A 24,673-nucleotide genomic window follows, 5' to 3' on the forward strand; every position below is an offset into this window, starting at 1 on the left:
TTGTAGGGGTTGCTGTGGGTGGCTGCTCTTGAAGGTCAGCTATCGTGCTGCGTAGCCGCCGTCCGACGGCTTGTCTTCCGGGGTGGTTAAGGCGTGGCAATCCCGATCCTGGCTCATGAGCGCGCGCTCCGGATCGAGGTCCTCGGTCCGTTGCGGGTCTGGCGGGACGGCGTCGAGCTGGATACCGGCCCACGGCAACAGGCCTTCCTGTTCGCGCTGCTGCTGGCCCACGCCGGCCGGCCCGTCAGCACGAACCAGTTGATCGACCTCATCTGGGAAGACGACGTGCCGGCCAGCGCGCTCAACATCGTCCAGAAATACGTGGGCGCGCTCCGCCGGCTCCTCCAACCCTCACTGCCGGCGCGGGAGAGCGGGTCCTATCTGCAGCGCCGGGGGAACAGCTACGTGTTCGTGGCCGAGTCCGAGACCCTTGATCTCGTCCGGTTCCGCCGCCAGGTGAGGGCGGCCGGGGCCGCTGTGGCCGAGCGGCGGCAGACGGCCGCGCTCGCCTGCTACGTCGACGCCCTCGGGCTGTGGCGCGGGTCCACGGCCGAGGGTTGGAATCACGGGGCCGCCGCCATGTCGACGTTCGTCGCGCTCGACCACGAGTTCTTCGACGCCTGCACCGCGGCGGCCGAGCTCGCGATCTCGCTGGGCCGGCCGGAGCGCGTACTCCAGCCCCTGCGCCTCGCCGCGTCGTTGGCCCCCCTGCACGAGCCGGTCCAGGCCGCCCTCGTCACGGTCCTGGCGACTGCCGGACACCAGGCCGAGGCGTCGTCCACCTACCTGCGGGTCCGCGAACGGCTGGTTGAGGAACGCGGCATCGACCCCGGTGAGGCGCTACGGGCCGCTCACCAGCGGGTGCTGGGTTCCAGCGTCCCGCCACCGCAGGCCGCCGCCGACCCGGTTGACGCCGGGCAGCCACCGCTGGCGGCCGCCGGGCTGGTCGGCCGGGTCGAGGAGCTCGCTGCGGTGTGGCAGGCGGTGGAGTCCGCTCTGGCCGGCCGTACCGGGCTCGTCCTGGTGGAGGGCGAGCCCGGAGTCGGCAAGACGCGGCTGGTCGAAGAAGTGACCGAGGCGGCCCACGGGCGAGGCGCACACGTCGTGTGGGGCAACTGCCTGGAGGACGCCGGCGCACCGTCGATGTGGCCGTGGGTGCAGGCCATCGGCACGGTCCTGGACGCCCTGGCGCCGGCGTCGCGTGAGAAGTGGCTGGCCAGCGAGCTCGGCTACCTCATCGAGTCGGACGAGCGGGCCCCGGCCGAGCCGGAGCAAGCCGACGCCGGAGGCCAATTCCGCCTGTTCGAACGGGTCGTCGCGCTGCTCCGCGAGGTCTCCGCCGCGCGGCCGGTCGTGCTCGTCATCGAGTCTCCAGTGGGCCGACGTCGCTTCGATGCAGCTGTTCGGTCACCTGGCCGTCCGGCTGCCGAGCCGCGTCGCGATCATCGGCACGCTCCGCGACCGCGCCCCCACGCCGGGGACGGAGTTGTCCCGGCTGCTCGCGGTGACCAGCCGGGTGTCCGGTCATCGCCGCATACGCCTCGCCCCGCTGGGACCGGCAGAAGTCGCCGAACTCGTCCGCCGCGAGGCCGGCCGCGACCTCGGGGACGGCGTCGTGCGCAGCATCCACGCGCGTACGGCCGGTAACCCGTTCTTCGTCCGAGAGCTGTCCCGGCTGCTCGCCGCGGCGGGCGACATCAGCAGGGACACGGCCGTGCCGTCGACCGTGCGGGACGTCGTGCGCGACCGCGTCTCGCACCTCGACGACGAGGCGCACGACCTGCTCCAGGCCGCGGCTCTCATCGGCCGCGACGTTGACCTCGGCCTGCTCGCCCGCGTTGCCGGGCTCGACACCCAGACCTGTCTCGACCGGCTGGAGCCTGTCGACCGCCTCGGCCTGCTCGGGCCGACTCCCGGGAACCCGTTCTCGCTGCGTTTCACACATGACCTGGTCCGCGAGTCGGTCGCTACGGCCACGTCACCGCACCGGATGGTCCGGCTGCATCTCCGCGTGGCGGACGCGCTGGAAGCCACCGAAAGCGGCGTCGAGTCCGTCGCCGAGCGCGTCGCCCACCATCTCTGGGCCGCCGGCCCCCTCGCGGACCCGTCCCGGACCGCGAGCGCGCTCATCGGTGCCGGTCGCCGGGCGGCCGCCAAATCCGCTCTCGAAGCGGCCGAGCAGCACCTCCGGTCGGCGACGCAGGTGGCCCGCTCGGCGGGTCTTGCCGAGCTCGAACTGTCGGCGCTGTCACAGCTCACCGCTGTCATCGCCATGGGGCCCGGATACGTCGGCTCCGCGACCGACCTCCTCGAACGCGCCGAGCATCTGGCCCGCGAACTCGGCCGCGAGGAGGAGGCCGTCAACTTCCTGCTGTCTCGCCTGGCGGCCTACTGCCAGGGTATGCGGCTCGACCGCGCCAAACGGTTGGCGCGGCAGTTTCTCGAACGGACCGAGGCGTCGGCCGATCCGGTCCTACGCGCCTACGGCCTGCACGCGTGGGCCATCTACCAGTGGGCCATCGGCGAGATCGGCAGCGCGTTCGAGTACCAGAGGCGGTCGGACCGCACGCTGCTCGAAGACATCGCCGGCTACAGCGGGGTTCCGCTGCGACGCGATCTCCACCTGATCGCGGCCGGGATGCACGCGGAGATCTCCGCGCTGCACGGAGACCTCGACGCGGCCAGGCCGGTGCTCGACACGTTGGAGGCCGCCGGTTCCGACCCGTACGCGATCACGCTGTGGGCGACGTTCGCCTCGGTGATCGCGGCGCTCGCCGGCGACCCCGCCTGGGCGCTGCGCGCCACCGAACGAGGCATCGCCGAGGACCCCGGATTCTCCTTCGCCTTCTTCGGTGAGCACCTCCGCATAATCCGGTGCTGGGCGCGCGCCGTGACGGGCCTCGACCCGGCCGGAGCCGCGGCCGAGGCCGAAACGCTGCTGACGGCGATGCTGCTCGGCCCGCCGCTCACCGGCCTCGCCACCTGGTACGGCCTTATCAGCGAGATGTGGCTCGCCGCCGGCAGGCCGGACGCCGCCGCCGTCGCCCTCGACCACGCCGACCGGGTCGTCGAGACCTACGGCGAGCGCTACGCCGAGGGGTTGTTGTTCCTGCTGCGGGCCCGGTTGCTGATGGCCGGAGGCGCCCGCGTCGAGGTGGCCCGGGCAGCCGCCGAGCGGGCACGTGCGTTGTCCGCCGAGCGGGGAGCTCACCTGTTCACCCGCCGGGCGGAGCAACTGGTGCGAGAGCTGGGCGGACCTGTTCCGTGAGCTGACGCCGCGCGTCACGCGTCGAGATCGGCGCAGGCCGTGAGCTTGTTCCGTCCCTGCGAGTGATCCTCGCCTGCGATCCGGTGTGCGATCCTGTGGTGGCCTTCACCCCCGCTGGCGGCGCCGGAGGGCAAGGACCATGAACACCGCTCCGCCGCCGAACAGCAGCACGACGAGCGGCACACCGGCCCACACGAGCGGACCCGCGTCCGCCACCAGCGCCCACGGGCCAGGCGGACGCTCGGCCGGTGGGCCGGGCCCGCGCTCGGGCTCCCGGGAGGAAGCCCCTGCCGACGGCTCCGGCTCTGGAGCGGAGTCGGGGACCCCGCTCTGCTGTGCCCCCGGCGACGACGACTCGCCGCCGAAGATCACCCTGGGCCGGACACCGCCCACATAGGCCGGCCCGGGCTCGCGCTCGCCGGCCACGGAGACCTCCAGCGTCACCGTTACGGCAGGAAGGGGGCCGTTGTCACGTTCGTAGAAGCCGTTCTGCACCGCGATGTAATACCAGCCGGCGACACTCTGCGTCCGCGCGCCGAGGGACTGCCGGTTCTGATATCTGATCGGCGCCGTGGTGACCGCGTCACGGTCGTTCGGCAGCTTCAGCGGGCGGCCGTCGTAGACGCCATGGAGGAACGCCTGCCGGTTGCGCCGCTGAGTGTACATGTGCGCGCCGACGTTGCTGCCGCCGTCAATGTCTCCGGAGAACCGGACCCGCCAGGCCAGTCCCTGGCCCCAGTCAAGCCATATCCGGTAGAACACGAATTCGCCGTACTGGATCGTGTCGGTGTAGGTCCCCGAGCCTTCCAGCGTCGTTGCGCCGCCGAACGACCCTCCACCGACGACCGGCCGAGGTGGTCCGGCCGGCTCCGTGAAGGGGATCTCCGTCCGGGTCGGCGGCGGGCCAGGATCCGCGACCGGCGGTTCCAGGCCGATCAGCAGCTCCAGCGCGGCGCTCCCGTCCGCCTGGAGCCTTTCGTCGCGCTCGACGCGGGCCACGAACCGGCCGGGACGCCGGCACGGATCGTCCCGCCGATCCTCGGCCGTGGGCACGGCCAGGCCCAGCACCACCGATGCCGCGGGATTCTGGTCGCTCTTGACGTCAGTGCGCCACACGCATCTGGAGCCGTCCGCGGCGTAGAGATCCACGCGCTCCACCTCTGACCCATGGAACGGCGGGAAGACGTATGAAGCGGTCAGGTAGAGCGTATGACCGGCAGGGACGTCGACCGCGTAATACTTCGCCTCGCCGCCGTCGATCTGGTCAAGGTAGGAGCCCGGCCGCAGCACGGCCGCCGTACGCGGGTCGGCGCCACCCTCGACAGGAACCCCCGCGGGCTCGTAGCCGCGCAGCGCCCGCTGGGTGACCCGGTTGAGCGCGCGGCCCAGGTCGTCGGCGTCCGGAGCGTCGCTGTAGGTGCCGCCGGTGGCCTGGGCGACGCAGGTCAGCTGCCGCTTGGTCTTACCGTCCACGTCGAAGCCGACGGTGTGCACACGCAGGTCCACACCCTGCCGGGCGAGCTCTTTCGCCACGTCGCAGGGTTCCGGCGGCGCACAGGTGTCCTCTCCGTCGGAGATCAGCACGATGGAGCGGGGCCCTTCCTCCGGAAGCGCTTCCGCCGCGACCCGCAGCGACCTGCCGATCGGCGTGTAGCCGGACGGCCTGACTCGCTGTGCGGCCCGCGCGATGGCCTGCGGATCGGCGCCTATCTCCTCGACCACCCGAACGTCCTGGCAACCGCGTGCCTTCTCGGCCGCCGAACCGCCCGTCCCCGTGCCGTACACCGTCAGGCCGAGCCGCGCCCCCTGCGGCGCCTGGCGCGCCAAGAGGCCGACCGCCCTTTTCGCGGCCCGCATCTTGTCGCCGCCACCCGGCGCGGCGGCCGTCATCGAGCCCGACGCGTCCAGCACCAGCATCACCGGAGCCAGTTCCGGCGCCCGCAGCCCCCGCTCGGCGACACCCGCGGGTCCGGTCAGCCCCGCCACCGCCACGCCTGGCAAGGACACACCGGTCGCGAGCGCGATGATGACCGCCAGCTTTCCGGCGATCGCTCTTGTTGCCATTTCCACCACCAATAGAGACGAACCCGACCCATCCTCGTGATCGGCCGACGCGCCCACCAGAGGGTTAACCCTGCAACCACGACCCCAGGACCAGGGATAACCCTCTGGTGGCCGGGTCTCGTCGCTTCCGATAATCGATCACGTACGCCGCCGGACAGGAGAGGAGGGTTCGACATGGTGAAGGACGGCTGGAGCTGGGGCTGATCACATCCCCGTGTGTCTGAGGAGGGCCGCTGATCGGCGGCCCACGACCGTACCGCGGCCCGCCTCGGCGGGCCGCGGCCTGCCGGTAGTTCGGGGGCTCGATGAGCGTGACGTTCCGCCAGGTGTTCGCGTCCGGCGAGTACCGGGCCCTCTGGTCGGCCACCGCGCTCTCCGATGTCGGCGACCAGCTCGCCCGCGTCGCCGTGTCGGTGATCGCCTATGAGACGACCTCGTCGGTCGCGCTGACCGCCGCGACGTACGCGCTGACCTTCGTACCGGCCCTTCTCGGCGGGCCGTTGCTCGGCGGGGTGGCCGATCGGCTGCCGCGTCGCGAGGTCATGTTCGCCTGCGACCTGGCCCGTGCGGGCCTCGTCGCGCTGATGGCGGCACCCGGGATCCCGCTCGCGGTGATCTGTGTGCTGTTGTTCGCGGTCCACCTGCTGGAGGCCCCGGTCCGGGCGTCCTACAGCGCCGTGCTGCCGCACATCCTGGACGGCGGCCGCTACGTCACCGGTCTGTCGGCGATCCAGCTCGCCTCCCAGTCGGCGCGGTTGCTCGGCTTCACTCTCGGCGGCGTCGCCGTCGCCACGATCCAGCCCTCAGGGGCCCTGCTGCTGGACGCCGCCACCTTCCTCGCGGCGGCCCTGATCGTCCGTCTCGGCCTCGCCGCCAGACCCGCGCCCGAAGGACTCTCCGGCGACTCGCCGCTGCGGTCGATCGCGGCGGCTGTACGGGTCGTCACGGCCGATCCGCGGCTCCGCCTGCTGGCCGCTTCGGCCTGGCTGGCCGGCTTCTACGCCGTCCCCACCGCGCTGGCGGTGCCGTACGCCGGCGACCTCGGGGTGGGCAGCGGGGCGACCGGGCTGCTGATGGCCGCGGGGCCCGCCGGTGCGGTGGCCGGTGTGCTGGTGCTCGGCAGGTGGGTATCGCCCGCCGCACGGCAGGCGCTGCTCGGCCCGCTCGCGGTCGCGACGAGCCTGCCCCTGACCGCGATGGCGCTGCGGCCCGGACTGGTGGTGACCCTGCTCCTGTGGGTGATGGCGGGTGCGCTCTCGGCCTACCAGGTGATCGCCAACGCGGAGTTCGTCCGCGGCGTCCCTGACGAGCGGCGCGGGCAGGCGGTGGGCCTGGTGGGCTCGGTGCTGGTCGCGGTGCAGGGGATAGGCATCGCGGTGGCAGGGGCGGTGGCGGAGCTCACCGGCACCGCCACGGCCATCGCGCTCTCCGGGGCGGCCGGCGTCGCCGCCGCGCTGCCGATCGCGATCGGCTGGCACACCGCCGGCCGGTCCCCGGCCAAGTCCGGCGCAGGATGACGGTGAACTCCGCCGGTGCGGCCGTCAGCCGGTAGGCCGGGAGGGTGTCGGGGCCGTGCTGGGCGAGGTCCAGGTTGACGAATTTCACCCAGATCTGCCGGCGTGCGCCGGTGTTCGCGCACTGGGTCGCCCGAGTGCGCCAGCCGGCCATGTTCATCAGGTTGTTGGTCTCCAGGATCATCGTCGACCTGACGGCGCGCCGGCCAGCAGCGCAGACGAGCAATGGAGCAGAAACACTGTAGACGTGACGGAACGGTGCAGGCAGCGTGTTCACCGCACTCGACACGCGCCTGTCACCGTCGGCCCTGGCGGGCTCACCCCACCGCGGCGCGCCTTGTTCTCGGCGATGATGTGCACGCGGTCCGCCCCCGCCGAAGTGACGACAGCCGTATAAGCGAGCCCATCAGTCCCAGTCCGGGACCCCACATAGCCGTCATTGCATTTCGCACAATATCGGTGTTTATATGAACACATGGAACGTGTGCGAGCGATCATGAACGCCTTGAGAACCTCCGACAGCGTGTCCGTGGCGGAGTTGGCCGCCGAGCACGGCGTCTCCGAGATGACGATCAGGCGCGACCTCGACGAGCTCGCCCAGCAGGGCGTGGTGCGACGGGTCAGGGGCGGCGCTCTGTCGCTGCTGCTGCGCGGCGAGGAGCCGCCGTTCGGGGTGCGCGAGCGGGAGGCGGTGGAGACCAAGAGGCGCATCGGGGAGGAGGCCGCGTCGCTGATCGCCGACGGGGAGGCGGTGATCCTGGACGGCGGCACGACCGCGCTGGAGGTGGCCCGCGCGCTGTCCGACCGGCGCCTGACCGTGCTGCCGCTGGCGCTGCAGGCGGTCTCGCTGCTGGCCGCCGCGCCTCGCGTGCGACTGGTGCTGCCCGGCGGCGAGGTGCGTAAGGGCGAGTTGAACGTCATGGGCCCTCTCACCGAGGCCTCGATCAGGGCGCTGCGCTTCGACACGGCGGTGGTCGGCTGTTGCGGGCTGTCGGCCGAGCACGGCCTGACCGCGCACGACCTGCCGGAGGTGGCGGTCAAGCAGGCGGCCATCGCCTCGGCGCGGCGGGTGATCGTGGTGTGCGACTCCGGCAAGTTCGCCCGTACGGCGTTCGGCGCGGTGTGCCCGATCACCCGGCTGGACGTGGTGGTGACCGATCCCGGCATCCCTGCCGAGGAGCGCGATGCCCTGGTGGCGGCCGGGGTGACGGTCAAGGAGGCCGCGTGACGGGTTCGCGCGGCGGTCTGATGCGTGAACGTACGGCCGTCTATCTGCTGTTCTTCCTGTCCGGCGCGGCGATCGGCACCTGGACGGCGCGCATCCCCGCGATCAAGGAGCGGCTGGGGATCGGCGAGGGACAGCTCAGCCTGGCCCTGCTGGCGATCGCGGCCGGGTCGGTGGTCGGGATGACGGTGGTGGGCCGGCTCGTGGACCGGTATGGCAGCAGCCGCGTCGTGATCCCCGCGGCGCTGCTGATGGGGGTGGTGCTGGTGCCTCCCGCCCACGCCTGGGACCTGGGCTCGCTGGCGGGGGCGCTGTTGCTGTTCGGGGTGGTGCACGGGGTTCTGGACGTGTCCATGAACGCCAATGCCGTGGAGGTGGAGCGGGCGTACGGGCGGCCTATCATGTCGTCGTTCCACGCCGTCTTCAGTGCGGGGGGATTCGCCGGGGCCACGGCGGGCGGGGTGTTCGCCCACTTCGCGCTGGCGCCCTGGGTGACGTTCTGGTCGGTGGGGGCGGTGCTCGTGGCGCTGGCGTCATGGGCGGCGCGGTGGGCACTGCGCGCGATCCCGTCTCACGTGCCCGGCGCGCACGGGCGGGCCGGGCTGCCGAAGGGGATCGTGTTCCTGGGCGTGCTGGCGTTCTGTTGCCTGGTGGGCGAGGGGGCCGCGGCCGATTGGAGCTCGGTCTATCTGAATGAGGACCTGGGCGCCTCACCCGGGTTCGCCGCCGCCGGGTACGCGGCCTTCTCCATCATGATGACGGCGGGCCGGTTGGCCGGTGATCGCCTGGCCGCCCGCTTCGGGCCGGTGCCGCTGGTGCGCGGCTGCGGGCTGCTGGCGGCTACCGGGCTCGGCTTGGCGCTGCTGGTCGGGCAGCCGGTGGCGGGCATGATCGGGTTCGGCTGCTTCGGGGCGGGGCTGTCGTGCATCGTGCCCCAGGTGTTCTCGGCCGCCGGGCACCGGGATCCGGCCTACGCCGGGCGGGCGCTGGCGCGGGTGGCGTCGATCGGCTACCTGGGGCTCCTGTCCGGGCCGGTGTTCATCGGGGGCGTGGCCGAGTTGACGGGGCTGCCCCGGGCGCTGGCGATCCCGGCGCTGCTGGCCGCGTTCGTGGCGTTGACGGCCACGGCACTGCGCGTACGCACGGGGGAGCAGGCGCAGTGAGCCAAGGGCGATCGCCGCTGTAACATCGAGGACAGTGATCACGCCAAGGGCGGCCTGATCGACGTCGATGTCCGCGCCACCTACATCGCGCAGATGCGCGCGGCCGCCGACCGTATCGGGGTGCCGCACCGTTGGGCAGAGCTCCCCGGTGCCGGCTCCGACTCATCGGAGATCTACGACGAACCCCGATGCCGGGAGGCCGGACGAGGGCCTTGCGGGCCCCGATCACCCCGGCGCCGTACGGTGAGCCGGAATCGGTGATTGCGACGGTCGCAACGAGGACAAGGCCGACTTGTCCGATACACACGACAACTATCGGGTGTAGAGTCGATCGTTTATGGACCGTTCCCTGATCAGCAACATCGCCCATTCCGACCACCCGATCGCCGCTCCGGTGAGCGCCGCCAACCTGGACAAGCTGCTGCGGCGGACCAAGCTCGGCGAGGGTGCCCGCATCCTCGATCTCGGCTGTGGCGAGGCGATGTGGACGTTGCGGGCGCTGGAGCTGTTCCCCGGCTCGACCGCCGACGGCGTGGACATCTCCAGTGGCGCCCTGGCCGCCGCGGCCAAGGACGCCGAGGCGCGCGGGCTGAGCGAGCGCATCCGGCTGCACGAGATGGGGGCGGCGGAGTTCAGGGCTGCCGAGCCGTACGATCTCGTGCTCTGTGTCGGCTCCACGCACGCCTTCGACGGTCTCACGCCGAGCCTGCATGCGATCAGGCAGCTGACCCGGCCGGAGGGGCTGGTGCTGGTGGGCGAGGGCTACTGGGAGACGCCCCCGTCGCCGGAGCTGGAAGCCGAGATCGGCAAATACCCCGACTTGGCCGGACTTGTCGCCCAGGCCGAGGAGCCCGGATATCGCACCATCTACGCGCACACCAGTTCGTCGGCCGAGTGGGACGAGTACGAGTGGTCCTGGACCGGCTCGCTGGTCCGCTGGGCGATGGACAACCCAGGACCCGACGGCGACACCGCGCTCGCCGCCGCGCTGGAGCACCGTGACATGTGGCTCAAGGGCTACCGCGGCAAGCTCGGCTTCGTCACCCTGCTGCTGCGTCACACGTCATAGGACGGACTGAACGAGCAGCGTGTTGATGAATTCCCCGAACCAGTTGATGATCTATTTCGGGTTGGCGCTCACGGTGCGGCCACCAGCGTCCCGAAATGCCGGAACGCCGAGGTTCACGGTAGTGGCGCGGCAGGCGAGCCGGGCGAGTTTCTGTTCCGTTCCAGCGAGACCCGAGTAGCCGGTTCCGGCGAGGCTCACTAGCGTTTGCCGCGTGCCGGACTATGACATGCTCATCGAGCAGGCCATCGCGGCGTCCGCCGGTGGAGAACGGCGGGGCTGGGACTTCAGCTGGCTGCGCGGGCGGACGAGCGGCGGAAGGCCACCGTGGTCCTACTCCCGCCGGGCTTCCAAGCTCCTCGCGGCGGCGCGCCGACCGCTGGATATCGACACGGGTGGAGGCGAGGTCCTGGCCTCGCTCGCTCCGCCGCCCCGGCACATGGTCGCGACGGAGGCATGGCAGCCCAACATCCCCGTCGCGGCCGAACGGCTGCGGCCGTACGGGGTCGTGGTGCTGGGCGGTGCCGCCGACCGAATCCCGATACGCGACGTCGCCTTCGACCTTGTGCTCAACAGGCACGGCGGGCTGAACGCGGCCGAGGTGGCCCGCGTTCTCATGCCGAATGGCCGGCTGCTCACGCAGCAGGTGGGCAGCCGGAACGGCCTGGCTCTGAACAACGCCCTGGGCGCGCCACCTCCCGCGGATCCGGACGGCTGGACCCTGCCCATCGCGGTGGAGCGCCTGCAGAGCCACGGGCTGGACGTGCTGGACGCGCGCGAAGAGATGATCGACTACCTCTTCCACGACATCGCCGCTGTCGTCTTCCAGTTGCGCGCTGTTCCCTGGCAGATTCGCGACTTCGACCTCGCCCGCTACGACGGCGCGCTGCGCCGGCTCCATGACCGCATCCGCACCGAGGGCCCTCTCATTACGCACGACCATCGCTTCCTCATCGAGGCACGCCGGCCACGTCACGGATGGGCACAGTGAGCCCGCGTAAGTCGCGTCGTGCCGCGCTTGGCCGAGTTCGCCGGCATGGCCCACCCGCAGGGGCCTGCGGAAGCCGTCGGCCCGTATGTGCCACGGTCGCGTAAGACGGCATGCTCGGCATTCCGAGATCGGTCGGAGCGACTCTGACGAACCGGCGGGTCTGGCCTCGCTTATGACGCACGTAAGGTCAGGGCGAGGTCGATGGCTTCTCCGAACTACGGGCTTCTTCCGGACCCGCACCACGTTAGCGAGGCCGTCGGCCACCTGGGGTTGCCGACGGTTGGTCCGCCCGTGTGCGCCATCTGGACGTAGCCTTCGGCAGGCACGGAAGCGCCTCGACGCATGTCGTCGAGCAGGCGTTGACCAGCAAGGGCAGAATGCCAGCGCCCGATGTCCATAGTGATGTCCAGACCTGGCGGAGGTTCACACCCCGGCAACGATCCGGGCGTTCGGGAAGGCCATCGGCCAGCTGAGCATCGAGGAGCTCGTGGGCAGCCGCGTCAGCCTGCCACATGGCCCTCAACCGAGTTCACAGCTGCGTGCATCAAACGCCCTTCAGAACACGATCAAGTGCCGCCCGGCCTGCAGGTCCCCAGTGCGGCTTGCCGCCGGGGAGGCCGCGATCTCCGTTCTGCCCCATGAGCATCAGGAAGAGGCTCTTCATAGCGGCAAGCCCGCGGGCGCGCCGGATCGCCGCCTCATCTGCTTGCCCGTACATGTCGAAGAACCGTGCGGCCGTGCCCGCGGGCAGCAGCACCCATGCGGCGGCGAGATCCCACGCCGGATCGCCGGCGAACATGTCACCGAAGTCGACGATGCCCGAGAGCGTTCCGTCGGAAACGACGACGTTCGCGGGATGGAGGTCGCCGTGCACCCACACCGGAGGGCCCTCCCACTCAGGGGCCGCAACGGCGTCGTCCCAGACGGCCCGGACGTCGGCAGCGATGTCGTCGGGAGCAACGGCCCGGAAGAAGTTCTCGAAGCCGTCCGCGCAGTTCCTGGGATGGGCTCCGCGGTCTGTAGCGATCGGTGCCTCGGCGGGTGCCTCCACATGGAGTGCCTGGAGGAAGCCCGCCAGCGTGTCGGCCGCGTGGGCGCCGCGGCTGATCGTGCCGTGGTCCAGCGGCTCGCCGGGAACCCACGTCATCACGGTCCAGTGCTTGGGGAAGCGCTCGGACGGTTCGCCGAACCGCACCGGGGTCGGCACCGGCAGCGGCAGGCGCGGGGCCAGCACGGGTAGCCACCGCCGCTCCTTGAACTGGAGCTCCGGGGTGGGGTCCATACGCTGCATACGCACGGCCAACTCATCCCCGAGGCGCCACATCTGGTTGCCCCAGCCGCCCGCCACCTCGCGGATGGTCAGCCCCGCAAGGTCTGGATGTTGCTCCCGCAGCAGGTCGCGGACCAGGTCTGCGGTTACGTCGATCTCGGTGTCCGTCATGCGAAGTCAGCGTACTGAGGCAGCGAAGCAAGCGTGTTCATGACCACAAGGGCTTGAAAGGGCGCGAGCTGCGCACGTCGGCTCCCGTGCGATCATTCGCTTCGAGAACGAAGGCGCGAGCGGATACGCCAGAGAATCCGCGAACCGGTTTGGTGCGATCGTGGTCATCCCTGCGAGGAGGCCGGGGATCAGCTCGTGTCGCAGGTCGTTGAGCCGGTTCAGGAAGGCGTCGATATCGGAGCGCCGCTCGGTTCTGACCCGACCCCGCGGACGATCTCGTGCAGGACGTGCCCGCGTTTCTGGCCCAGGCGGGTCACCCGGCTCTGTACAGCTGGTCGGCCGCGCTGGAGACGCTGTTCGCGTCGACGCGACGGATCGCATGGTCGGCGTCCACTCGTTCTGCGCCCTCTGCGGGGGAAGTTGGCACGTAAACGCATGGGACTGGCGCTCATCGACAAGGACATCCGGTGACAGCCATGTAACCGTCAAGATGCTGGTCACGAACACCACGAAGGGAACCCCGCCGTGCTGATTCGCAAAGCCCTCTTATCATTGACCATTGCCGGAGCCGCTGCCATGACGGCGCTTGTGCCGTCATCGGCACAAGCGTCATCGACGGCATCGGGATGGGAGTTCTGGGGCTATTACCCCACCAAAGCCGCCTGCCAAGCTGCGGGCGCCGAATTGGTGCGCAATGGCCGTGCCTACTACCAGAGATGCGATCCACCGCATCTCGAGATCAGGCAGTGGTCCCTCTTTATCTCTTAGGTGACCTCGCGCGCCCGCTCCGGTGAACCGACGGGCGGTGCATAGCGCGATGAAACGGCCCGACGTCGGAGCGATGCCGGGCCGTTTCGTATGCCGTGGCGGTCGGCTCGGTGGGCGTCGTGGAAGACTTCGACCGAGGCGGGCAGAGCGGGATCTGGCCCAAGTACGCCTGACGGTAGCCGATGGATCAGGGGCGAAGCCCAAGGTCAGGCGAACGCAGGCGGATGCCTGAAAGGGGAACCGGCTTCCGGAAAGCCGCGTTACCCTAGCAGCCGGAGGCCGTTCAATACACCTTCTGGCAGCCTTCCGGGGACCAATCGTTGGGTGAGACCGGCCCTGGCCTCCGGGCGGCACGCTGACGAGGCCGCCTGACCGGGGGAGAGGGCCAGGGCGATCTCATGGCGGTTCTCACTCGGCCGAAGCATTGTGATCACGTCTCCGCGGCTCGACTTCTACTCCCCAGCGCTTGCGTAGCCATTCGACGCCCGCGTAGAAGGCCATGACGGCCGGGATGGTGAAGGACGCCGAGCCCCAGCCCTGCTGGAGAAACACGTTGACGATGGCGAAAGCCAGCAGTGGGCCGAGAAGTCCCCACGTCCGCCAATCCGAGGTGAGAACCCATTTCACGCGACGATGCAAGCGAAAGAATGCAGGCTGGTCAGGGACCCGGAGAGCGGTGCGTAGGTGCCATATGTGGCGGCACTGCTGAATGGAGTATGGATTTGCATCCAGTTCGTGCCCTGCAACTCCGCCATCGCCAACAACTCGGCCTGTAATTCTTCCTCGTAGCGCTCGCGCTGTTCGTAAGGGAGGACGCGCATGGCTTGCTTGATGATGTGTCGAACAGCGGGCGCGGGAGGCGGTGCGGGTGTCCGGGGGGCGGCGATCGATCGGGGGGTGGTGGCGTTGTTCCCGGAGGAGAGCGTGTGGAGGTGCTGCGGGAGGGGCCGTTCAGCGAGGCGTACCGGTCGCTGGCGTTCATGGCCGAGCGAGGACTGGTGGCGGCGGGGCCGCGTCATGAGGTATATCTGACGAGGCTGGATGATCCGGCTCCGCGTACGGTGCTGCGGCAGCCGGTGTCGGCGGTGTAGCGGGGCGGATTTGAGGGGTGTGTAGGGGTTTTCCGGTGGACGGGTGCGCCCTTTACTGATCTTCACCGAGACCCCTGCACCCACCCACGGAGCATTTCATGTCCGGACCCCTGACCGGCAAGGTGGCGCTGATCACCGGCGGATCTCGCGGCATCGGCGCGGCCACCGCCCGAGCCCTCGCCGACGCCGGTGCCGATGTCGCGATCAGCTATGCCAGTGCGGCCGACCGTGCCCGTCAGGTCACCGACGGGCTGCGTGCCGCCGGGGTGCGCGCCGGCGCCTACCGCGCCGATCAGGAGCATCCCGCGCAGGTGGCCGGCCTGGTCGGCGACGTGGTGTCCGATTTCGGGCGGCTCGACATCCTGGTGAACAACGCGGCGGCTCCCGCGATGGGCCTGATCGATGATCCGGCCACCGATGAAAAGGCTCTTGACCGGCAGTTCGTCATCAACGCCGGCGGGGTGGTGGCCACGATCCGGGCCGCCGCCGCCGTGCTGCGGGAGGGTGGCCGGATCGTCACGGTCGGCTCGGTCCTGGCCAGCCGCGCCGGCTACCAGGGGGTTGCGGACTACGCCGCCGCCAAGGCCGCGATCACGGCCTACAGCAAGGCGGCCGCCCGCGATCTGGCGCCGCGGGGGATCACGGTCAACGTCGTGCAGCCCGGTTCCATCGAGACCGACACGAATCCGGCTGACGGCCCGTACTCCGACATGCAGCGCGGCCTGAACGCCATGGGGCGTTTCGGCCGCCCCGAGGAGGTCGCCGCCGGCATCGCGTTTCTTGCCGGTCCCGGCGCGTCCTTCATCACCGGCGCAGTCCTGGACATCGATGGAGGCTACCTCGCCTGATCGTGCCTGATCGGGCCGGGCCGGTGTCAGCGCCATGCCACATGCTCCTGTGCCCTGTCCGATCGCATCACGGTGCGGATGTCGTGCAGCAGACCGCCGCCGGCGTACACGCGGGGGAACGGTTCGCCGGGTACGGCGGCGCCGAGGAACCGGCACAGCGGCTCCCATCCTTACCGAGCAGGCTCAGGCCGCGATTCTCTCGTGCCGTCTCGGAGGTGTGGACGCCACCGACCGACGAAGGGCGATCGATCCGCGGATGCCGGCCCGTGAACGCGCTTTGGCGCCGCCGGCAAGAAAAGCGGGCATTTATGGTTGCGGCATTACTAGCGAGACGCCTGGTTCAACGGGCTTGCGAACGTGCGCGAGCGATGCCCCGCTGCTCACGGATGATGGCCGCCAGCTCCTCGACGGAGCGACCCCCTGGTATGTACGCGGCACGGGCGGCGTCCCCCGGGGGAGAGGGCGTCCCGAGCGGCCCGCACGTCGGCGAGGACCCACCCCGCGACAACACGAGCTCGGCGCGGGCAGTCGACAGATCCACGTTCGCACGAGCGTTCGAGATCCGCATGGCCGAGCATGGCCTGGAGACGCTCGACGAGGCGATCGAGGTACTGCTACACGCCACTGCTGCATGCGATGCACGGCGACGGCCACGAGGACGTCCTGCCGGTGTTGGAAGGCGACGCGGCCACCGCCCGCACGCGTGTGCTGGGCCAGGTCGCCGCCTGCAGGGAACGCTACGGCGAGGCGGCGACTGCGCCTGTTTCAGCGCGTGGCCGGGCCGCCGACCCGCTCCAGGCGCTCCGTGAGGGTGCTCACATCGATCCGGTGCGAGTGGCGACGATGCGGCTGGAAATCGACCGAGCCTTTTCTCTATTGCGCGATGAGCGCATACGCAGCGCCGATGACTTCGAGTACCACCATGACGACAGCCGCGGCGCGTGACCGTCTATCCGCCGCAAGGCGAGAGGCGGAACGAGCGTAATATCGATCTACCAGTCGCAGCGAGTCCAGACGCAGTTTAACGGCGAGATCATCCTGAAGTTCTTTAAGCGCGTCTTCAGCAAGCTCCGCACGCCGTCGCACGTCCATGCCCTGCCAATACCCGATCATGGTGAGTGGAATCGCGCAGGCACAAATGGCAGCAGCGCCCCAATAAGATTTCACGCTCAGCGAGCCAACATACGCGGTCGCGAGGATGGCCAATCCGATCAAAAGGAAATTAAGGACTTGGTACGCGCGCCCGATGTGGTGCTCATACCAGCGCCATACATGATCGAACGCCAGGGTTCGGATCTCTACCTCGTCGTCGGAGGCCACGGCAACACCATGACAGTCGCCGCCGGGCGCGTCCAGCGCAAAAGCCAATGGCACTCACATGAGGAGCAGCATGCAGGTCATCATTACAGGTGAGCCGATGCGATATGGACTTCGCCTGGTCGCCTACCAGCCGAACGGGTAGGCACGGTATGGCCCCTCGATCGACCGCCCGCACATGGATTCCTCCGCACGGGACCCATCCGCCGTCCTTGCTTGCCGGGCGGATATGACAGCCGCATGACTGATTCTGCCCGGCTTGCAGACTGCGTGCGCCTGATCGCCGCGGCTCGACACTCAAGAGCCCCGTCCATCTCTCGGCGCATTCGAGGGGTCGTCGCCACACAGTAATTACTTACTGGTGGCGAGAAGCACAGCGAGACGGGACGACGCGTGTGTCATCCCCGAATAGCTTGTTCATGTCCGCCGGCGACTGGAGGCGCTAGGCCCAGTGACCTGACCAGGTCAAACATGTCGGCGCGGTGCAGCGCAGCCGGGTTGCCTGCGACAGGATGGATGTGGCCGTCGATCTCCAGGGCCACCAACCCGTGCATTCGGCCCCAGACGCGCAGCGCGAGCGCTGCCGCTGCAGGTGGCACGTCCGGGAGGTCTGCCTGGATCTTAGCGACGTAGTCCGGGTGAAGATCGGACCAAGAGGTGTCCTCGGGCTGGTGGTGCCGGGCATGGGGCCATGCGGTGGCCACCAAGCGGGTGAGGTCGCGGCACACCCGGCGTGCCGTTCGGTCCACCGGCCCGTCCTCTGGGGGCTGGTAGCCGGGGACGGGGTGGCCGTAGAAGAGTCGGAAGCTCTCCGGGTGAGCCAGCGCCCATTCCCTCAGGGCTTGACCCCAGGCCATCAGCCTGCCTCCGGGATCGGTGTCGGGCACGGCGCTGGTCGCGGACTCCACCGCCTCCGCGAGCGAGGTGGCGATCCCGCTGATCAGTTCGGTGATCAGGTCGTCTCGGGTGGGGAAATAGCTGTAGATCGCGCGTGGGGTCATCCCCATCTCGCGGGCGATGCCGCGCAGCGAGATCGCCCCCGGCCCTCCGTCGGCCATCTGCCGCAGCGCGATGGCCTTGATCTCATGACTCGTCTCCGCCCGCAGGCGTTCCCGGCGGCTCATCACGGCCACGACGCGTTCGCCCTTGTCCTTGCTCATGTTGACCCAGGGTACAGGAGTACATTAGGTTCCGGCGTGACAAAAGTACACACCGTGTCCAGGAGATCAGGAAAACCCATGTCCGCTTACGTCATTGTCGGAGTCGACGTGCTCGACCAGGAGGCCTGCCTGGCCTACGCCGCTGTGGCCCAGCCGTCCATCCTCAGCCACGGCGGGCGCTACCTCGTGGCGGGCCCCACGCCCGAGCCGGTCGAGGGCACTTGGGACGCCTCCCGGTTCCTGGTCATCGAGTTCCCCGACATGGACCGGATCCGGGAGTGGTATGACTCCCCCGAGTACCGGCAGGCCCGGGAGATGCGGAAGAGCGCGGCTCGGGTGCGGATGCTGTTCGCCGAGGGCTCACCGCCTGAGGGCTTCTCGCTTCCAGCCCAGCCGGTGCGGTGACGGAAAGGATTGCCGAGAAAAGTCGCGGCAATCCGACGCGCTGTACCAAACGCGCCGGCCGATCCGCCGAATTCGCCCGGTCAGGGCTTAGCTGCTGGTGGAGAGAAGCACGGCGAGGTGCTCGGCTATCCCAGCCGAGCGTCTTTCGTGGCCCGGCGTTCAATTCAGCAGCGACGGCGTCACGATGTCGCAGAGGTGGACGGGCATGTCGGCGGCGATGGAGAACTCGTGATGGCGGCCCATCTCGCTGCCCTGGTCCCAGGTCAGGGAGCGCTTGAGCTGGGCAGGCAGCGTGGCCATGGTCTCCACCTGGGCGTCGCGCATGCGCTCGGCGGTACGGTCGATGGGCAGGTGGACGAGCATCACGTAGCGAGTGCCGCGCTCCACCAGGGTGCCGATCGCCGATGCCTGGTTCTTGCCGATGATCAGGTCTCCTTCCCAGTGGCCGGGGACGGCGCGGTCGTCGGCCTCGGCTGGCCGCTCGCTGATCATCACCATGGGCGCGCTATAGCGGGGCTGGCGTTGCTGGGCCAGGCGGCGGGGCTTGCGCATCGTGCGGCCGGTACGCAGGGCCCGGGTCAGCTCGCGGCCCAGTTCGCCGCGGCCTTGGACGTAGAGCGCCTGGTAGATGGTCTCGTGGCACACGTGCAGAAGGCCGCGCCTGACAGGCCGCCGAAGGTGTGCCGGGTGCCCGTACCGGACGAGCCGTGGCCGTGCTGGTACCCGGCGAGGTTCCACGTGTAGACGGGCACCCGCTCGGAGATGTGGGCGATGGGGTTGCTGCCAAGACGGCCAGCATGCGTCTGCTCGTCGGTGATGATGACGACGCGGGGCCGCGTCCCGCCCCGACCTCAGCTGCGCGTGCGGATCAGCATGACCAGCCCGGCGATGAACGACCCAAGCAGGACCGGCGACAGGACCGCGAGGCCGCCCCACACGACGAGGCCGAGATAGCCGAGCGCGGACGAGCTGTATGTCGGGTCGGCGTCAGCGGCCGCGAACAGCCCCAGGCCGAGGACGACACCGGCCACCGTGAGCGCGATCGGTGTCCACAGCAGCACGTGGGCCCACACGCGGTACCTCCGACTGTAGACACGCCGGGCCGACGGCACGTTCGGCCGCGGGGGATACCCGATGGATTCGCGCATGCCCCATTTGTACCAGCCCGCATGGATCCCGCACCGCAGGGCCGGCCGTGGCGGTGCGGGGATCGTCAGTGGGTCGTCGCGGGGTGCAGGCAGAGGTTCGGCGTGCATCCGTACTCGCCCGGTTCCAGCAGGGTGCGGTCGAAGTCGGTGAACGGGAAGGACCTCTCTTCGTGGTCGCGGACGTGCCTGTACGGCCTGGGCGGCGTTGGTGCCGCCCATGTCGTCGTACCGCTCCAGGACACGCAGCAGCCACTCGCCCTGACGGAACTCGACCGGCTTGGAGCGGGTGCCGAACTGCACGAGGTCGGCGCTCGCGCTGCGCCTTTTACGAGAAAAAAGTAACCGGGGCCTTGCGCACCGGGAGAGGTGGAGATCGTCGCGCAACAAACACTGGCGGAGTTGCTCGTGTGATGCACCAGAAATTGTCGGATAAATGCTTGTGGCCCTCGCTAGGGTCGAAGCTCGTGACGAGCGACTACTCCGAGGTGTTCCGGTGGTTCGGGATCGAGCCGCAGGAGTCGATGTATCTCTACGCACCCGTATTCCGTGGTGTGATCGGCGGAAAGACCGTCGCCGTCAAGCGCACCCACTCGCCCGAGGCCATGGGCAGGTGGGTGCGACATCTCGCGGGCCTGGGGGTGCCAGTGGTGACGCCGCTGGCCGGGCCACGTCGGATCGGCGGGTACGACTGGGTCGCCTATCCGTGGATCGATGGGCGCACCTATGACGGCTCCCCGGCGGACGTACGCGCCGCCGGCGAGTTGCTGGGACGCCTGCATGTGGCCGGTAACGCCGAAGGCTCAACCGGTCTGCCCGGCTTCGAGTGGCCTGATCACGATGAGGAGTCGGTCGAGGACGATGTCACGGGTCTCGACAGGGTACTCAAGGCCTACCGGCCGGACCTGCGAGGGGAGGTGCTCGGCCGGCTCGCGCCGCTGCTGCGGTCGTTCATGGCGACCACGCTCCCGGCCATCCGCGACGCCGACCTGCCCGTGGCCGATGTGACCATGGACTTCAAGGCCGTCAACCTCGTGTACAGCCAGGCCGGACCCGTACTGGTCGACCCCGACAACGGGGAACGGGCGCCGAGGCTGCTCGACCTGGCCCTGGCCGTGCTGCTGTTCCACAACGACTTGCCCGATCGTCCGGCGAGGCTGTTCGACGAGATGGAATGGGCCGCCTTCCGCGATGCATACCTTGGGCACGTGCGGTTGACGGTGCGAGAGCGAGAACTGTGGCCGACCGCTCTCACCTACATGCTGCTGGAGTGGGGGGTGTGGACGGCCGTCAACGGGGGCGAGGTCGGCGACTGGGACGATCCGCGGCAAGCAGCCTTCCTCGCGGCCCTCCTCACCGTGGACATCACACGCTACCCGCTGGAACCGCCTACGTTATGAGCCTGCAGGGCGCCGCACAGCGGTTCCCGGACGCGGGATGGCGCGTCTCTGACGTGCTGCATGCCCTGGACACCAAGCCCGACGGGTCTGAATGGACCCACACGCCGCACCGGCACGGCACTCCGCACTGGGCCGTCTACCGGCTCTCGGCCTGGCTCGACAGGCTCGGCCGGCCGTACCCGTCGCGGTCGCAGATCCTCGCCGAGCAGGCCGCCCGCCAGTACGCGGAACAGCAGCGAGATCGGCAACGCTGGGAGGAGCTGCACGCCACCCGCTTGGACGACGTCGCGGACGCGGCCCGGCGGGCACGGGAGATGCTCGCCGCCGTCTCACCGCGCGCAGCCCTGGAGATCCACCGCCGCCAACCGCCGAGTCGCACGAGCCGCTCCGAGCCAGTCAACGACCTCGACCGTGCGGCTCGGCTGCGATGGGAACCGCTGGTTGAACAGACTCAAGCCGCGACTCTCGCCGGCGCCATCTCGCAGGTGTGGACACCGTCGGCCGACGAGGGGGCGATCGATCCGCGGATGCTGGCTCATGAGCGCGCCTTGGCGCGGGCCCGGCAGGAGAAGCGCAGCAGGAACTCTAACGTTAAGGCCCTGAATGGGACGTGGCTGCCTGTTCCCCGACCCTCCGAGAAGACCCCGGCGCCTGACCTTGGCGCCGGGGTGACTCTGGAGGGCTTACCTGGGTCGAAGAACCTACTTGTACAGCGCTCCGGTATCACCCACAGCGGTATGTGCCGTGGTAGGCGTCCATCCTCCGCCACTTGTGTTTTCCGGTGGCGGACGTCGGGCCCACTGCGACTCCCTTCCGGATGTGGAAGCACGCACTGTTCGGTCCCTCCTTATCGACATACCAGCCGAGCGCGTATGGGCAGCGGTTTTCGACGTACACCGTCTGGGTCAACGCCCCCGTCGTGTGCTTGACGTACACGCAGGACGGCAGATTCCAGCCAAGGGCTACCGCAGTAGTGGGGACAGAGCGGGCTGCGCTGGTACGGGTGGCCGCGTTCGCGGATCCACCAAGCAGCGTCGCCCCTGCGAGGGCTGATGCCGCTGTCGCAATTCCGATGTTCCTGATTAATGTCACTGATGAATTCCCTTCGCTTGGATTGAGGCCGAGCCCGTTCCGAGTTGGACGCGTTGAGCTCCTCCTTGACGGTCAGAAGACGGGTGACGAAGACGACGATCTACGTGATGGCCGGTACGTTTCCCTAGCTAAGACACCACCGCACCTGGGAATGTGACACGCCAACCCGGGATGATGGCCGCCCACTCCTCGACGGAACGACCCCCTGGTATGTACGCGGCACGGGCGGCGTCCTCGGGGGAAAGGGCCTCTCGGCGGGCCCGCGCTTCGGCGAGGACTCGTCCGGCGGCAGCAAGGGCTTCAACGCGGGTTCTCATGATCTCCACCCCGCATGTGCGATGACGCCTCCATGATCGCGCGGCGTCACCTCTTCCCGGCCGCTGCTCTAATCTTTCCCAGAACGGAGGGAGGGGAAATCCGGTGGCACATGGTCCAGACGGTCCACCCGTTGCAACCTTGGATGCCGTCCTCGAACGGGTCACCTACGCCAACGAGGAGACCGGCTACACCATCGCCAGGGTCGCCACCGAACGCTCCGGGTCCGACCTGCTGACCGTCGTCGGCCCCCTGCTCGGCGCGCAGGTCGGGGAGTCGCTGCGGCTGCGCGGCCGCTGGACCTCCCACCCCCGCTACGGCCGCCAGTTCGAGGTGTGGTCCTACACCACCGTGCTGCCCGCCACCGTGCAGGGCATCCGCCGCTACCTCGGCTCCGGCCTGATCAAGGGCATCGGCCCCAAGATGGCCGAACGCATCGTCGACCACTTCGGCACCGGCACCCTCGACATCATCGAACAGCAGCCCGAACGGCTGGTCGAGGTGCCCGGCCTGGGCCCCAAACGCACCAAGATGATCGCCGCCGCCTGGGAGGAACAGAAGATCATCAAAGAGGTGATGATCTTCCTGCAGGGCGTCGGCGTGTCCACCTCCATCGCGGTACGCATCTTCAAGCAGTACGGCGAAACCTCCATCGACGTCGTCCGCACCACCCCCTACCGGCTGGCCGACGACGTATGGGGGATCGGCTTCAAAACCGCCGACACCATCGCCCAGGCCGTCGGCATCCCGCACGACAGCCCCGAACGCGTCAAGGCCGGGCTGCGCTACACCCTCTCCCAGGCCGCCGACGACGGCCACTGCTACCTGCCGGCCCCCAACCTCACCGGCGACGCCGTCAAGATCCTCCAGGTCCCGGCCGACCTCGTCACCACCTGCCTGGACGAGCTCATCACCGAGGAAGGCGTCATCGCCGAGCAGATCCCCGCCGGCGACAACCTCCTGCCGGCCGTCTACCTGCCCCCCTTCCACCGCGCCGAGCAGTCCCTCGCCTCCGGCCTGCTGTCCCTGCTGCGCTCACCCCACGACCGGCTCAAGACCTTCGCCGACGTCGACTGGGCCAAGGCCGAGACCTGGCTGCGCGGCCAGACCGGCGCCGACCTCGCCCCCGAGCAGCGCCAGGCCGTACGGCTGGCCCTGACCGAGAAGGTCGCGGTCCTCACCGGCGGCCCCGGCTGCGGCAAAAGCTTCACCGTACGCTCGATCGTCACCCTGGCCCGCGCCAAACGCGCCCGCGTCATCCTGGCCGCCCCCACCGGCCGGGCCGCCAAACGCCTGGCCGAGCTGACCGGCCACGAGGCCACCACCGTCCACCGGCTGCTGCAGCTGCGCCCCGGCGGGGAGGCCACCTTCGACCGCGACAACCCCCTCGACGCCGACCTGGTCGTCATCGACGAAGCCTCCATGCTCGACCTGCTGCTGGCCAACAAACTCGTCAAGGCCGTCGCCCCCGGCGCCCACCTGCTGTTCGTCGGCGACGTCGACCAACTGCCCTCCGTCGGCGCCGGCGAGGTGCTCAAAGACCTGCTGGCCGCCGACGACGTGCCCCGGGTCCGCCTGACCCAGATCTTCCGCCAGGCCCAGGAATCCGGCGTGGTCGTCAACGCCCACCGCGTCAACACCGGCCGCCACCCCGTCCTGGAGGGCATGAAGGACTTCTTCCTGTTCCCCTGCGAGGAACCCGAGGAGATCGCCGCCCTGACCGTCGACGTCGTGGCCCGCCGCATCCCCGGCAGGTTCCGGCTCGACCCGCGCCGCGACATCCAGGTCCTGGCCCCCATGCACCGCGGCGCCGCCGGCGCCGGCGCCCTCAACACCGCCCTGCAGGAAGCCCTCACCCCCGCCCGCGAGGGCCTGCCCGAACGCCGCTACGGCGGACGCGTCTTCCGCATCGGCGACAAAATCACCCAACTACGCAATAACTACGACAAAGGCGCGGCCGGAGTGTTCAACGGCACCGTCGGCATCGTCACCGACATCAAACCCGACGAACACAAGCTCACCGTCCTGACCGACGAGGACGAATCCGTCGACTACGCCTTCGACGAACTCGACGAACTCGCCCACGCCTACGCCGTCTCCATCCACCGCTCCCAGGGCAGCGAATACCCCGCCGTCGTCGTCCCGCTGGCCACCAGCGCCTGGATGATGCTGCAGCGCAACCTCCTCTACACCGCCATCACCCGGGCCAAGAAACTCGTCGTGATCGTCGGCTCCCGGCGGGCCCTGGCCCAGGCCGTACGGACCAAGGGCGCCGGACGGCGCCACACCGGCCTCACCCACCGCCTGTCCACCCACTGACCGGCGCCCCCCTCCCAGGCACAAGTAATTGAAATGTGACCGAACTCGCGCAAATGATCCCTCGTCTTACATGCAGGAGCA

The 24,673-nt window shown here is 69.5% G+C and carries 18 protein-coding genes and 2 pseudogenes; 11 read left to right on the top strand and 9 right to left on the bottom strand.

What is annotated here, in order from left to right; genetic code table 11:
- The first annotated feature begins 93 nt into the window (after nucleotides 1-93).
- Nucleotides 94-1,647: an AfsR/SARP family transcriptional regulator gene (locus BLS95_RS56795; RefSeq protein WP_218135727.1), complete on the top strand. Its 1,554-nt coding sequence runs from the start codon at nucleotides 94-96 to the stop codon at nucleotides 1,645-1,647.
- A 1,726-nt stretch (nucleotides 1,648-3,373) separates the two neighbouring features.
- On the opposite strand, the gene BLS95_RS12530 is transcribed toward BLS95_RS56795, so the two are convergent.
- Entirely contained in the window at nucleotides 3,374-5,332 is a 1,959-nt protein-coding gene (locus BLS95_RS12530) for a vWA domain-containing protein (protein ID WP_090931125.1), read from the bottom strand.
- 305 nt (nucleotides 5,333-5,637) lie between these two features.
- On the opposite strand from BLS95_RS12530, the gene BLS95_RS12535 reads away from it, so the two are divergent.
- From BLS95_RS12535 to BLS95_RS12555, 5 genes are all read left to right on the top strand, one after another.
- A complete protein-coding gene (locus BLS95_RS12535) occupies nucleotides 5,638-6,849 on the top strand; it encodes an MFS transporter (protein WP_090931126.1) in 1,212 nt (403 codons plus the stop codon).
- 472 nt (nucleotides 6,850-7,321) lie between these two features.
- A complete protein-coding gene (locus BLS95_RS12540) occupies nucleotides 7,322-8,074 on the top strand; it encodes a DeoR/GlpR family DNA-binding transcription regulator (RefSeq protein WP_281249985.1) in 753 nt (250 codons plus the stop codon).
- Nucleotides 8,071-9,234 carry an MFS transporter gene (locus BLS95_RS12545; protein ID WP_245765007.1) on the top strand — a complete coding sequence of 388 codons (1,164 nt, stop codon included), beginning with the start codon at nucleotides 8,071-8,073 and terminating at the stop codon, nucleotides 9,232-9,234. The genes BLS95_RS12540 and BLS95_RS12545 overlap by 4 nt, the downstream gene beginning before the upstream one ends.
- Nucleotides 9,235-9,571: 337 nt before the next feature.
- Nucleotides 9,572-10,303, top strand: a complete 732-nt coding sequence (locus BLS95_RS12550) for an SAM-dependent methyltransferase (protein WP_090931127.1) — start codon at nucleotides 9,572-9,574, stop codon at nucleotides 10,301-10,303.
- A gap of 211 nt (nucleotides 10,304-10,514) precedes the next feature.
- Nucleotides 10,515-11,291, top strand: a complete 777-nt coding sequence (locus BLS95_RS12555; protein WP_218135728.1) for a class I SAM-dependent methyltransferase — start codon at nucleotides 10,515-10,517, stop codon at nucleotides 11,289-11,291.
- Between the two features lie 544 nt (nucleotides 11,292-11,835).
- On the opposite strand, the gene BLS95_RS12560 is transcribed toward BLS95_RS12555, so the two are convergent.
- From BLS95_RS12560 to BLS95_RS12565, 3 genes are all read right to left on the bottom strand, one after another.
- Nucleotides 11,836-12,732, bottom strand: coding sequence for an aminoglycoside phosphotransferase family protein (locus BLS95_RS12560; protein WP_090931128.1), 897 nt, complete (start codon nucleotides 12,730-12,732; stop codon nucleotides 11,836-11,838).
- Between the two features lie 1,176 nt (nucleotides 12,733-13,908).
- Nucleotides 13,909-14,127 (bottom strand): hypothetical protein, encoded by a 219-nt coding sequence (locus tag BLS95_RS54065; RefSeq protein ID WP_143043680.1) that lies wholly within the window; start codon nucleotides 14,125-14,127, stop codon nucleotides 13,909-13,911.
- Nucleotides 14,124-14,321, bottom strand: a complete 198-nt coding sequence (locus tag BLS95_RS12565) for a hypothetical protein (protein WP_090931129.1) — start codon at nucleotides 14,319-14,321, stop codon at nucleotides 14,124-14,126. Before BLS95_RS12565 ends, BLS95_RS54065 begins: the two co-directional genes overlap by 4 nt.
- 105 nt (nucleotides 14,322-14,426) lie before the next feature.
- On the opposite strand from BLS95_RS12565, the gene BLS95_RS55590 reads away from it, so the two are divergent.
- Complete coding sequence (locus BLS95_RS55590) at nucleotides 14,427-14,591, top strand: hypothetical protein (RefSeq protein WP_176993157.1); 165 nt, start codon at nucleotides 14,427-14,429, stop codon at nucleotides 14,589-14,591.
- Nucleotides 14,592-14,713: 122 nt separating this feature from the next.
- The gene (locus BLS95_RS12570) at nucleotides 14,714-15,439 is read left to right on the top strand and encodes an SDR family NAD(P)-dependent oxidoreductase (RefSeq protein ID WP_218135729.1); all 726 of its coding nucleotides are present in this window, start codon (nucleotides 14,714-14,716) and stop codon (nucleotides 15,437-15,439) included.
- A gap of 26 nt (nucleotides 15,440-15,465) precedes the next feature.
- On the opposite strand, the pseudogene BLS95_RS59795 reads toward BLS95_RS12570, so the two are convergent.
- The 3 genes and pseudogenes from BLS95_RS59795 to BLS95_RS12580 all read right to left on the bottom strand — a co-directional run.
- Nucleotides 15,466-15,603 (bottom strand): annotated as a pseudogene (locus tag BLS95_RS59795) (hypothetical protein); the annotation flags it as partial.
- A 709-nt stretch (nucleotides 15,604-16,312) separates the two neighbouring features.
- Nucleotides 16,313-16,759 carry a hypothetical protein gene (locus BLS95_RS54070; protein WP_143043681.1) on the bottom strand — a complete coding sequence of 149 codons (447 nt, stop codon included), beginning with the start codon at nucleotides 16,757-16,759 and terminating at the stop codon, nucleotides 16,313-16,315.
- Nucleotides 16,760-17,154: 395 nt separating this feature from the next.
- Nucleotides 17,155-17,916, bottom strand: a complete 762-nt coding sequence (locus BLS95_RS12580; protein WP_090931132.1) for a TetR/AcrR family transcriptional regulator — start codon at nucleotides 17,914-17,916, stop codon at nucleotides 17,155-17,157.
- Nucleotides 17,917-17,994: 78 nt separating this feature from the next.
- Between BLS95_RS12580 and BLS95_RS12585 the strand changes: the two genes are divergently transcribed.
- The gene (locus BLS95_RS12585) at nucleotides 17,995-18,321 is read left to right on the top strand and encodes a DUF1330 domain-containing protein (protein WP_090931133.1); all 327 of its coding nucleotides are present in this window, start codon (nucleotides 17,995-17,997) and stop codon (nucleotides 18,319-18,321) included.
- Nucleotides 18,322-18,421: 100 nt separating this feature from the next.
- Here BLS95_RS12585 and BLS95_RS12590 read toward each other — a convergent pair.
- Both BLS95_RS12590 and BLS95_RS12600 read right to left on the bottom strand, forming a co-directional pair.
- Nucleotides 18,422-19,101: pseudogene (locus BLS95_RS12590) on the bottom strand (IS30 family transposase); the annotation flags it as partial.
- A 71-nt stretch (nucleotides 19,102-19,172) separates the two neighbouring features.
- Nucleotides 19,173-19,469 carry a hypothetical protein gene (locus BLS95_RS12600; protein WP_090931134.1) on the bottom strand — a complete coding sequence of 99 codons (297 nt, stop codon included), beginning with the start codon at nucleotides 19,467-19,469 and terminating at the stop codon, nucleotides 19,173-19,175.
- Nucleotides 19,470-19,933: 464 nt separating this feature from the next.
- Here BLS95_RS12600 and BLS95_RS12605 point away from each other — a divergent pair, with 464 nt between their 5' ends.
- Together BLS95_RS12605 and recD2 are read left to right on the top strand one after the other, a co-directional pair.
- Complete coding sequence (locus BLS95_RS12605; RefSeq protein ID WP_176993158.1) at nucleotides 19,934-20,866, top strand: phosphotransferase; 933 nt, start codon at nucleotides 19,934-19,936, stop codon at nucleotides 20,864-20,866.
- Between the two features lie 1,548 nt (nucleotides 20,867-22,414).
- Nucleotides 22,415-24,592 carry an SF1B family DNA helicase RecD2 gene (gene recD2 / locus BLS95_RS12610; RefSeq protein ID WP_245765008.1) on the top strand — a complete coding sequence of 726 codons (2,178 nt, stop codon included), beginning with the start codon at nucleotides 22,415-22,417 and terminating at the stop codon, nucleotides 24,590-24,592.
- Nucleotides 24,593-24,673 lie beyond the last annotated feature (81 nt).

This window comes from Nonomuraea jiangxiensis, assembly GCF_900099965.1.
In the GTDB taxonomy this organism is placed as follows: domain Bacteria; phylum Actinomycetota; class Actinomycetes; order Streptosporangiales; family Streptosporangiaceae; genus Nonomuraea; species Nonomuraea jiangxiensis.